9 protein-coding genes are annotated in these 12,169 nt (G+C 41.3%); 3 read left to right on the top strand and 6 right to left on the bottom strand.

What is annotated here, in order from left to right; translation table 11 throughout:
* Window positions 1–10 precede the first annotated feature (10 nt).
* The gene (locus KFE98_17745) at window positions 11–1,225 is read left to right on the top strand and encodes a hypothetical protein (GenBank protein ID UTW61834.1); all 1,215 of its coding nucleotides are present in this window, start codon (window positions 11–13) and stop codon (window positions 1,223–1,225) included.
* A gap of 23 nt (window positions 1,226–1,248) precedes the next feature.
* On the top strand, window positions 1,249–1,506 hold the full coding sequence (locus KFE98_17740; protein ID UTW61833.1) for a hypothetical protein: 258 nt from the start codon (window positions 1,249–1,251) through the stop codon (window positions 1,504–1,506).
* 2 nt (window positions 1,507–1,508) lie between these two features.
* Here the strand turns inward: KFE98_17740 and KFE98_17735 are convergent, their stop codons facing one another.
* Window positions 1,509–2,849: a hypothetical protein gene (locus KFE98_17735; protein ID UTW61832.1), complete on the bottom strand. Its 1,341-nt coding sequence runs from the start codon at window positions 2,847–2,849 to the stop codon at window positions 1,509–1,511.
* A gap of 11 nt (window positions 2,850–2,860) precedes the next feature.
* Entirely contained in the window at window positions 2,861–3,511 is a 651-nt protein-coding gene (locus KFE98_17730; protein ID UTW61831.1) for a hypothetical protein, read from the bottom strand.
* A gap of 707 nt (window positions 3,512–4,218) precedes the next feature.
* On the opposite strand from KFE98_17730, the gene KFE98_17725 reads away from it, so the two are divergent.
* The gene (locus KFE98_17725) at window positions 4,219–6,315 is read left to right on the top strand and encodes a transglycosylase domain-containing protein (GenBank protein ID UTW61830.1); all 2,097 of its coding nucleotides are present in this window, start codon (window positions 4,219–4,221) and stop codon (window positions 6,313–6,315) included.
* A 142-nt stretch (window positions 6,316–6,457) separates the two neighbouring features.
* Here KFE98_17725 and KFE98_17720 read toward each other — a convergent pair whose 3' ends face one another.
* From KFE98_17720 to KFE98_17705, 4 genes are all read right to left on the bottom strand, one after another.
* Complete coding sequence (locus KFE98_17720; protein ID UTW61829.1) at window positions 6,458–7,222, bottom strand: carbonic anhydrase family protein; 765 nt, start codon at window positions 7,220–7,222, stop codon at window positions 6,458–6,460.
* Between the two features lie 213 nt (window positions 7,223–7,435).
* A complete protein-coding gene (locus KFE98_17715; protein UTW61828.1) occupies window positions 7,436–7,984 on the bottom strand; it encodes a TetR/AcrR family transcriptional regulator in 549 nt (182 codons plus the stop codon).
* A gap of 92 nt (window positions 7,985–8,076) precedes the next feature.
* Window positions 8,077–9,846, bottom strand: coding sequence for a hypothetical protein (locus KFE98_17710; GenBank protein ID UTW61827.1), 1,770 nt, complete (start codon window positions 9,844–9,846; stop codon window positions 8,077–8,079).
* A gap of 276 nt (window positions 9,847–10,122) precedes the next feature.
* Window positions 10,123–11,832, bottom strand: a complete 1,710-nt coding sequence (locus KFE98_17705) for a tetratricopeptide repeat protein (GenBank protein ID UTW61826.1) — start codon at window positions 11,830–11,832, stop codon at window positions 10,123–10,125.
* Between the last annotated feature and the right edge of the window lie 337 nt (window positions 11,833–12,169).

The following is a 12,169-nucleotide window of genomic DNA, read 5'->3' as shown; positions in this document are numbered from 1 at the left end:
TAATTAGATAATGATATCAATAAGTACCTTTTTTGGCTTTACGGCTTTTTTGTTCGCATTGTTTGGAGCCATATTAAAAATTGTCGAAAATAGCTCGTCTCAGAATTTTGAAGGTTTAAGATTATTTTTCAAAAAGTCATGGATACTAATTGATGAAAGTCCCTTTAGATCTTTACCTACCAATATAATTCGCCAATTAATTTATCCGAAGTTTCTTTTCAACAATCGCCTTACAAGATTTATTGAAAGCAATGACTTTATTCCACTGTTTTACCTATTCATACACCCTACCACGTTGATTCTACATTTTGTTGTCTGGGGATTTTCATTTTATTCTGTTTTAGCTGGATTAATATTCGTTTTGGTTTTTGCTGTGTATCATTGGTTTCATTTAAACCATAAGCCGATAGAAGAATATCTACTTAAGATACCTCCGGGTCTGATATTTATAATGTTATTTATGATAACAGGCTTGTATTCAACGTTTTTGATAATTAAACTTACTATTAGCCTATCGTTCATTTGGTCAACAGTATTAATCATTCTAATTGCTCCTCCTATTTGGATTTGGCATTTTAGATTCTTTGTAAGTGAAATATATCCAACTTTTCATGATGGCCCTAGCATGATAAATTATTATTCATTTATGGGCCTTATTAAACCGATGATAGGGCTTTTTGTTGCCGGTAGTTTTAGTTTGACTTTTTTGTCATTTCTAATAGGTCACATTTTATACCCATTAGATCACATACCCCGTACTTGGCAAATGCTAATATCAAATTTTTTTTCAGACGGTTTAACTTTAATCTTTACCTATGCCCTACTTAAAAAGTCCCTGAATTTTCGCAAGGTTTTACTTCCGTTATTCATATTATTAGATCTTTTCATTGCTACTATCCTAGCCATATTCTCTTTGTTTTTTGGACTATTGTATACTGAAGAAAGTCTAACTATTCTCGAAGTTTTTAACGTACTAATCGCTAAATCTCCTGAAGGTAAACTCCTACACTTTGGAGTATATTTTTGGGTCATGCATACTGCTTTTATCCCAACTCTGTTTTTTTTGTCAGTGATCATGACCGGTTGGATATGTAAGATTGTTTTAGAATGCCTAAAATGGTTTTTTCACAAAGGATATCTTCCTAAAAACAATCCATTTCAGCTAACAATTGCGGTTTGCGGTCTTTTTGCGGTTATCTTCTCCTATTTGGCAGTTGTTTTTTAGGTTCAATTCTTGACCGTCAAGCCATGGTCGCTGAGAAGGCGTTTTTGAGTTTGGCTGATGAAGGTGAGATTGAGCGTTTGCAGAGGTCTGGGAAGTTTGAGATTGTGGGTGCGGCTCAGGCTGAGTTGAAGGAATGGAAGATTCAGATTGAGCGCGAACGGGCTGAGAAGAAGAAAGCTCGTGATATTGCAGTCAAAATGAAAACGAAAGGTTATGATGAGAAGGAAATCAAGGAAATGACCGGGTTGTATTTGAGCGAGATTCGGAAGTTGTTACGTTGAGCTTATAGTTCGGATCCATGTTGACTGGCCTTCCACAGAAAGTAGAAGTTATTCTCACGTATTTGAGGTGGGTCTTGATTTAATTTCACCACATTTTTTGTTACTTTGTTAAGGAAATCCACCCCACCAATCCCTGCTATTATTGGACCTATGTTTGCGGGGACAATACCACTGAACAATCCAACACCAACAAAGCAAGAACCAATTAGAACATCAATACTAAGATCTTGTTTTAATAAGGATTTTGAGTTTTTAATTGATCTGTTAATCTTCAATATTTCGGGTTCGATAACATCTTTCAATGCTTGTTGAACCTTTTCATCCGTCTCCTTCCTCAAATCTTTTGACAAAGTGGCCATGCTATTTCTATATACCTGGAAAGATTCCCCTTCTTTTTCTCTTAATTCCACCAAACTCGATAACTCCGAATTAAGAACATACGGAACACTATGTGAAAGAGACGAAAGTACTTTTTCATTGAGATTGTTAGTCTTATTCGAATTTATCTTCGAAAGAGCCTTAAAATCTATTTCTCTAGTAGTAAGGTAATTCGAATTGACTACTTTCCCATAATAGTCTTGATATTGAAGATCCTCTATTATTTGATTAACAAAAAAGTTTATTATTCCTGAAGCCAAAGATTCTTTCTTTTTTAATTCAACTTTACTCCCAGATTCAAGTAGTTCTATAATGCCCTTTGGAATTTGATCTGTGTAGTGCACATACGCTGGATGTTCAAATAAATTAGATGGTCCATCTGCAACTATGAAGACGTGGCCATTTTTTTCTTCCAATGTATAGACTCCCTTTTTTAAATATTTATTGACTAAATATTTTTCAAGGCGGTCAATTTTTTTCTCAAAATCCTCTAAGCCAGAATCGAGCAATTCTTGATAACATGAGGGACAAAAGTGATGTTCGGATGAACAAATCTCAAAGTAACCCTTTTCCAATAGTGGCCTTACGTAATGCAAAAGCCCGATGCTGTTCGCAACACTTATTTTTTGTTCATCATTAATACTTTCTATTTCATGCGACCTCTCAAACCAATTCTGGAGATAAACTTTATCCGCATATAATAGCGTATTTCGAGCAAGTAAGTCCAAATTTTTATGCCTACAATCGATCATTGCGCATGGATCTGGTCCTCCGCTCATTTGGGTGTTGGCGATAAACGAGTATTGATTAACCGTGTTTCGATTTTTAGAATACGCTATGGCTTCATTAATTCGAATATGAAAATCATTGAATTCTTCAATATTCCAAGCCATCACTTTATCAGGAAATGAAGTCTCACTTAATCCCATTTCATCCAGAAGTTCAAATATCAGATTAGTCTTCATCCATTCCTATTTTATTGATTAATCCGGTGAAATAGGTGCTCTATTTCTTCTCTCAAATTCCTAATATGAGTATTAGATTTCTTTACTGAATCCTTTTCCTTTAAAGAACTGATCTTTGTATTAATTTCATCAAGTTCGAATTCTTCAAATTCATACATAGCATTCCAATTACCCTGATGTTCCATTTCAAAGTAATCAAGTCTATTAGCCTCATAGATAAGTATACTTTTAATCTCGTCGAAATCGCCTATAGTATCTGAAAATGCCTTTTTTATTTCTGGAGTTAGAAGTAATTTTTCCCTTGAAAACTCACTTGCCGTTTCCACATAGAGTTTGATCCATTGGTTAATTCTTTCTTTAAACTTGGTATGTCCAATACTATGTGGCTCAGAATTGAATATCAGGTTATTTGCGAGCTGAAATTTCGCCAAAAGGTGGTAAATTTTTCTCAATGCCGTGATTTGGAGCTCGCTATACTTTGAGTATTTTATCTCTGACTTTTTAAGGGCGTTTTTAAAACGTTCAATTTTTTTGGATACATACATTGATTGTATAATTTGAATCAAGGCAATTATCACGGTAAAACCAATTAAAATAATCAGGTGATATTCTTTAAAATCCGAAAAGTATTGATCCAGTGACTGGGAAATCAGTTTTTCCATTTAGCTCAAGGGTATTAATTGATGTCGAAAATTACAAAAAGGAAAAATACCATACTTTACATTTTCCATCCCCTTCCCCACCAAAGGATGGGCAAGAAGATTCGCCGTCTCCGAAATAGAGCTAACGTCTTTTGGCTAAGTGCCGCTAATCAAGAGCCAACCGCACACAAGCGTATCACCAAATTACTCACCCGTTCTCTGTTCATTTTCAAAGGTGTTCGTGAGAAAGTTCGCTCTGCGCTCAGTTTGGCATACCCATGTCGCCCACGCACGTACAAAAGGAACCGAGATGACACCTCCGAATACAGAAACCCTTAATTGTCCTATAATAGGACGTTATAGTTAAATTACCTGCAGTGAGCTCCCTTAGTTTCTTCCTTTCAGTCAGAGATCGCTTCACTCGGAGTGCAGTCGGTTGACCCGGCACCGTTTGGGGAGAACTCCCCTCCTATTCCAGGAATACCGAATGAAACGGTTAAAAACCTAAGCAAAATTACAACTTGTCCGAACTCAAGGGCGGATAACGCAAGGCCATTATGGGACAGGTGGTTGATTTGGACGTCAAAGCGAGTCTTTGAGCGTAATTGTGCGTCGGCAACCAGACCGACTGTGCGGATGCTTATTTCCGTATATCTGCCGATAAGCAAGAATGGCCACATTGCACCAGACCCCTTCAATTTCACTATGTTTGGAACAACTGTTTAGAAATGGCCAGATTCGCCAAATTGGCTCTTAAATTCCTCCTTGGGTCCGGTATTTTGATCGGGATTCTCATTGCCTTGCTTTGGAATGGCTATTTTCTTCAGGTTCCCTCAGATGAGAGCATAAAAAGTTTTCGCCTTCCTCAGGCATCGGAAATATACAGTGCAGATCATGTTTTATTGGGTAAAATCTATTCGGAAAACCGCCAATGCATTTCCATTGAAGATGTGCCAAATAGCCTTATTCATTGCCTGATCGCTACGGAGGACATCCGATTCTATGAGCACAAGGGTGTCGATTGGATAGGCTTGATGCGCGTTGGGGTCAAAACCCTATTGATGGGCAAACATGCGGGTGGAGGAAGTACCATCACCCAACAACTGGTTAAGAACCGTACTCCCAGAAAATCCTTCGATTACGATGTGTTGATTTTGCATAAGATTCGGGAATGGTTCACAGCCATAAAGATGGAAAGAATCTATTCCAAAGAAGAGATTCTCGAGCACTACCTTAATACCGTACCTTTTGGCCACAATACCTTTGGAATTTACACAGCGGCCGAGTATTATTTCAACAAAAAACCATCCGAACTGGAAATACAGGAAATGGCGATGCTTGTAGGGATGCTTAAAGGGACTTCTCAATACGATCCTCTGCGTAATCCGATGGAGTGCCAATTGAGGCGAAACCTCGTCCTCAGAAACATGGTTCAATCGGAGTTTTTATCCCATGAACAGTATACGCTTGCCGCTGAAACGGATCTTTCCCTTGCCCGTGATCAACGTCCATCCAAATTTGCCCCTTACTTTCTTCAGCATATAATTGAAACGGTAAAAGAAATGTTTGGCCGTGGAGGCAGTCAATATTATTTAAACCTTAACCCATACACTGATGGATTGAAGATTTTTACAACCATCGATTCACGGATACAGCACTATGCCGAAAGGGCAATGAATGATCACTTGGATACCTTACAAGTACTATTCAACAAGGAATGGTCGCAAGAGCGATGGGAGGACGAAAAAAGCACCCTCATTAAGTTGCTTCAATTGAAACGATATCCAGGATATGAAGCTATAGGAAGGGCACTGAAAAATAATCGCCCACTTACCTTGGTAGAAGAATCAATGCTTCAAAAGGCGAAATCGGATTTAACTCGACTACGGTCAGGGTTTATCTGTATAAAAAACACAGGTGAAGTACTGGCCTGGGTAGGCGGCAGGGATTTTGGATATTCGCAATACGACCATGTAAAAAGTAGACGACAGGTAGGTTCTGTATTTAAGCCCTTTGTTTATGTCACCGCCGTAGATCAGGGAGTAAACATTTGCAATTACTTCAAAAACGAAAAGATGACCTACAGGCAGTTTCATGACTGGCAGCCGCGAAATGCATCGGATCGATACCATGGAGCCTATACCATGAAAGGAGCTCTGACCTGGTCACTCAATGTAATATCGGTGCAGGTGATGTTGCGGGCTGGACTCCGGGACGTACTAAACGTTGCCAAACAAATGGGCATCCGGGCCGACCTTCCGGAAGTTGGGAGCATTTCGTTGGGCACTCCTGATATTAGTTTGTATGATGTGGTAAATGCTTACACCTGTTTTCCAAACAACGGTAAACGGGTACACACCAAATACCTTTCACACATTCAATTAGCAACTGGCGAGGTGATCTACAAGGATCAGGCTCAAAATGCAACGGAACTTTTTACCCCCAATGTAGCCGCCATAATGACCAACATGATGGAATCTGTTGTCAATGTGGGAACGGCTCGTGCTTTGCGTTCAGAGTATAGTCTTAATGGTCCAATTGCTGGAAAAACAGGAACAAGTCAAAACCATTCCGATGGCTGGTTTGTTGGCTATACTCCTCAAATTACGGCAGGAGCCTGGGTAGGAGCTGATAGCCCCGAGATTCATTTCAAGTCCCTTAATGAAGGCGCTGGAAGTAAAACGGCCTTACCCATTTGGGCCGGATTTGCCAGAAAACTCAAGAACGATAAGGAATTGTCCTACCTGATGGAAGGAACATTCACCCAACCTTCCCGAAAGGCCATGAACTGCTTAAACCAACCCTTGTATCGACCAGAATTTTGATAGGGTGTTGTTGGGTTAATTCGTCGTATCCATCTTCTTTGATGAATTAATCCACCATTTTCATAGAGACCTATGCTTTCCACACGAGCCAGCCATATCTTAGAATTCGATTAATTTCCAGGGTATTACAAGAAGGGATAAACTATTCCCACGAAAACTCCTGGGCAATCACTTTTCTGTCATTCAAGGGTTGAATTCCACGGTAGTTATCCTTGGGCATGAGATCTTTAAGCATATTAATCTGTTCTAATGAAGCATTAACCGGGGTTCCGGAAACAAACCAATTCACCTTTTCTGAACAGGGAGGTGTGGTAAGCGACCCTTTGTAGTGATAAAAGGTTTCTTTTTCATCTCCCTCAACTCCCGAGTATGCTTGACTAAAATCGAAAGCATCATTATCAATGGCTTTGGTCTCCCCTACCTGAATAGGCAAGTACTTTCCTAAAAATGCAAAGGCAGGATCAGGTTTCCCTTGAACGGCAAAAAAGCCCATGACCAAAAAGTCATTCTTTTCCTCATTATGATGTACCATATGTACTTCTAAGGGGTACCTTACTCCGTTAAGTGTGTGTTCTGAAGGAGCATGAAAATGGAATTGTTTCAGCACATATTTATCCCCTTGGTAGACCATATAATTCTTGTCAGAAACGAAATTATATTGAATGGTATGTCCATTATTGGTAATGGATTCAATGTCTGTTTCCTCGTTGTAAAAAGAGGCGTCAAAATCCAGGCCTGATTCTCCGATACTTACCTCTTCCGTGTAGATATTAATTGGCGATTGCCTGCTTCCGCCACATTCCGAGTGGTCCAGAATTTCATTCCAATGTTCAGGGCTGGTTTCTCCTTCATAACTCCAAGATGAGGAATGAGCTGCTTTTTGGGGTGTTTCAACTTTCTGTTCCATTCCTTTAGGCTCCTGTTTAGGTGACGGAGAGTCGCATGCGTTAAGAAAAATCAAGGCCCCGAGTAAAACTGAGCCTGAACCCTTTAGAGAGATTGTCATGTTTTTCATATTTTAAATCGTTTTTTATGTGCTTGTTTATCGTTTCCCTTCAATTTGCATCTCTTTTAAGTGTCTAATGTCACGCTAATGTGACATGTTTAGGCAAAAAAAATTCTAATGCTTTTTTATACTATTCCAATAAGATTTCCAGGCCATCTTATATAAATCACGTTCAGCAACTGCTCCGTACTTTAATGCCATAACCGCACCTTCTGACATCCCGTGAAACGCGTATTCAGCCCAACCAATGGTTACGTGGGGAGACAACAATCCCCTTTCTTTTAGATCGCTAAATAACTCAGAAAAAATAGTAAACAAATCTCCAAAGTCATCAAAAATGCTATCATCGTCCTCTATCTCATTTTGCTCTATTAAGGCCCGTAAAAAATTCAATTGATTTCCGCAGTCAATTGATCCATAAAACATTAATTCAAGTCGAACCAGGGAATCTTCTGATTGAGCATGTGCTGCTTTTACCTTGCTGTAGTAGTTAGACATGATAGAATGTGCTACCTCTAAAACAAGTAGCTTCTTATTCTTAAAATAACGCAATAGAGTTCGTCTGCTTACATCTGCCTTATTAGCCACTTTTTCGGTAGTAGCAGAATAATCAGCAGAAAATACTTCAATAGCAGCTTGAATAATTCTATCTTTCGTATTCATGGTGCAAATGTCGCATAAATGTGACAAAAAGAAAATACTTTAACACTTTTTGAAACTAAAAAGGCCAAGAAAACACAACCCAAAAGTCGAATTCACTGCCGCACTACAGTAACAATCAAAGTTCGATCCCGAACCTCCCAGGCATCGTCCCCGGTATTACGCATTTGTAGTGAAAAGTTAATGGTCCCACTACACCCGGCCACATAATAATCGAGGTAATTATACACCCTGAAATTGCTGTGGTCATTATCGTTGTCTTCGGAAGGGGTGAATTCGATCAGGTTTTCATCGGATGAGCCACAGGAACCTGTCCTAACCGCTTTAAGGCCCCATTCGTCATCGTTGCTACCGGTGGTGAGCCGGGCGGTGACCTGGCCTTCTATTTTGACAAAATCTCCGGATTCGACGACTACGCTTACTTGATTGGTAACCTGCTGAAAATTGTCGGCATTGGTATAGCCGGTGGTACCTGTGGTTTGGGTGTATCCTACATCGGGTAAGGGATTGCTCCAGGTCGCATTTCCGTTGGCATCGCTGGCTACCAAAACGGCTCCGGCTGTGGGTGAGCCTCCTCGAATGCGAACTGTCCCATTCACATCCAGTTCGGTGGTTGGGGAGGTGGTTCCTACCCCGAATTTTCCGGTGGCGTGAAGGTTGCCGTTAATGGTAAGTATATCGTTGTCGAATTCACCGTAAATCAAAGGTGGGTTCGAGGCGGAAGTGGAACTTTCAATGAAGAGCATATTGCTCCCTCCTACTGATCGTCCGGCCAATGATCCAATAAAGATATTACGACTGCCATTGGCGTTTTGCTGGCCGGCCTGATAGCCGATAAAGATGTTTTGCCCTCCACTGGTATTGAGTTGTCCGGACCGGAATCCCATAAAGATGTTGTTGCCCCCATTATTGGTCTCGCCGGCCTCTCTTCCCAAAGCGATGTTTAGGGATCCTGAAATATTGGACCGAAGTGCTTCAAAGCCGATCGCGACATTAGTGCCTCCAGAAGTATTGATCGCACCAGCGGTGTGCCCAATAAATACATTTCGGTTATTGCCCAGGTCATCCAGAGCTCCGGCTCCTTCTCCCAAAAAAACAGATCCCCCGGTATTACTGGTCTGTAATCGGCCATTGGAGAGATTGAGGTATTCGGTACCACCTGCCTGAAACCGGATCACATCTTCGTCGGTCGATTTTTCAGTATAGATACGGGTATCACCATCGGTATCGCGAATTTGACTGATGTTTTGCAAGGAAGATAGATTGACCGATTTGGTACTCTCCCCATCGTCTTCGAGCGATAGTTGGAGGTTAGTTCCACTCAGGGAAAGCACATCAATCTTCTGGTTATCTGAATTCAAACTGGATAGATCCACGGATTTGGTGGCTTCCGCATCATCCTCAAGCGACAGTTGGAGGTTGCTTCCACTCAGAGCAAAGGCATCGATTTTCTGATTGTCGGTATTCAAGCTGGAGAGGTCTACACTTTTGGGTGCTTCGTTGTCATTTTCGAGCGAGACAGTCAGGTTACTACCGGTGAGCTGAAACTGATCGACCTTCTGTTGGTCATTGGCATTTCCGCTGATTCCCATCCATTTAGAGCCGTTATAGAAATAAAAGGTTTCATCTGAAATTTGATAGATCAACAGACCTTTTGCAACTGCTGTATGAGCTGCATTGACCACGGTGGTATCGGTTCTCGGTATCAATATTCCTTTGTCAGTTGCGGTGATGTCCAGCATGGCGGATGGATCTGGGGATTGGCCATTGGCATTGATGCTCATGTTTTGGCTGAATAAAATAATGGGGGCAAAAAAGCTTAGGATAAGGATGAATAAGGTGAGTAAAAAGGATCTTTTAGACATAGGTAATTTTATGGGTTCCGTAGAATATCTATTGGTAAATGAGAATTTATATTCCGATCAGCCCATGGTGAAGGTGTACATGGGAATCGAAAAAAGACAGACCACATAAAATCAGAAAGAGGACTTTCGTTTTCATAATTGACATTTGAAGAAATGGTTGAGTAAATCTCCGTCAATTCTTAAAAAAAGGCCTTATGAAGGGGGTTTCAAAAGGTTACAGAGCGGTAATAATTGGGTTTGAAAGAGCGTTACAACAATGCAAGTCAACTACTTACATTAAGTCACTTCCCGAATGTATAAATCGAGACTTTTATCGCCCAAGGGGAGTTTGTTTTTGATCCGGTGGCGAATCGACTTGACGGCTCCAACGGAAGAATTCCGGTGATTGGCAATTTCTTTGATACTCATGCCTACCCGAATCAAGTGAAAAACTTCTCGTTCAGATTTGGTCAACGATGGAAAAAGCTGCTGGAGGTTTTCATCAAATTGGGCATGCAATTGATCGAGGTTGTCACTGGCATGTTCAAGGCGATCTTCCAGCCGCAATTGATTCTTTACGTCCAGCTGAAACGAACTTAGAGCTTTGTGCAACTCCTCCCCTTTCAAATGGCCAAACTCATCCAATTTATGAAGCAGCTGTTCGTTAAACTCCTTGCGCATCTTGTTGTCGGAAATCACCAGGGAGAGGTCCAGCTTTTTCTGCTTTTCGTTGAGTTCGTTCTCCATACGGGTAACCCGAAGCCGCTGATAAACCACACCGGTCAACAAAACGATGAGAATTAATCCACCGATCAAAAAAGCCATTTGATAATTACCCCGATTGATCTCCGCTTCCTGCAGGGCTAGTTGTGTATCCTTCATTTCCATGGCCTTCACGGTTTCCAGGCTATCAGCGTAGGCTTTTTTCTCATAGAGATACTGGTACTTGTATTGCAAGATGTTGCGTTCGTTTTCCCGGCTTTTGATCGAATCTCGGATCGTGACGTATTGTTCGTAATAAGGAAGCGCCTTTTGGGCATCCCCCAGCTCCTGATAAGACCGGTACAAGGTGTGGTAAGCATCCGTAACCGCAATATTGTCCTGAACTTCTTCGCAGTAGTCCACCGCCTGCCGTGCGTGCCAGATCGCATCCTTGTATTTCTTCTGGTGGAAGTAGATGATGCCAATATTCTTGTGAGCAATAGCCATGGAGTGTACCGACGAAATCTCCTTTGCCCCTTCCAGTGCCCGCCGGTAATAAAACATGGCTTTATCCTTTTCTGCCGCTCCTGAAAAGTAGGAATAGTGAACCCCGATGTTGGAAACCGCAATAAGGGACTTATCCGTAATGGTGTCCAGGAGCTGATACAAGCTATCGCTTTTTTGGAAGTAGCTAAGGGATTCCTCTTTCTTCTCTTGGCGTCGCTTAACGCTTCCCAGGTTGTTGTAGCATTCCGCCATACCCAAGGTATCCTTGAGGCTGTCTCGAATCGCCAAGGCCTGTTGAATAAACTCCGCAGCCAGGTCGTATTCTCCTTGTAGCAGGTAGAGATTCCCAATGTTGTTCGTCGAATTGGAAACACCAGCCAGATTTCCCAGCTCCTTTTTAATTTCCAATGAAACCAGGTAGCATTCCAAAGCCCCGGATATGTCCCCCTTTTTCTTGAGTACAATGCCCTTGTTATTCAGTGCATGACTCCTCGCCTTCAGAAAAAATTGACGGGTTTCGGCGCTCAGCTCCTGGCTAAGTTGAATCCGGCTAATGCTATCGATTCGGCTATTGAGTATGGCATCCAGATCCGCATCGCTTCGATAAATCAGGTTATCCCAATGCGAAAGCGCCTTAACCTTTAGAGAATCCGAATGAGTCGTAGATTGAACCACCTGCCGAAGCGAATCAATAACCCTCGTCTGACCAGTTCCCGATAGATGGAAAACCACCAGAAAAAGCGTAACTATCAGGTATTGAATGGGGTTATTTTTTCTCTCCTTATTCTTATCAAACATGGATTCCGTGTATCCAAACAATGATAAAGAAACATTCTTTATGTCTTGTTGGGGTTAGAAATGTGGGTTGTCTGGAGGATTGGACTTTTGAGGAAATGGTTTGGGGTGGTCTTACCACTACATTATAAGACTATATAACAGCTTCTTATGGTTATAACGACGACGATTAATCCATCCTTATTGCTCGACTGTTATAAACCAGCCTTCACTAGTAGCCATTCGTATCAGTCTAAATAAATCTTCTGCACTTGGAATCCGTGCTTGACCTCGAGCGGGCTGGAGCGAACCATCAGGCCTCCTCCAAATGAACCTATAACCTGTTTGTGTCCTACCATCG

It is taken from the genome of bacterium SCSIO 12741 (genome assembly GCA_024398055.1).
Classification (GTDB): Bacteria; Bacteroidota; Bacteroidia; order Flavobacteriales_G; family Salibacteraceae; genus SCSIO-12741.
This window is presented reverse-complemented; position numbering and strand designations above follow the sequence as displayed.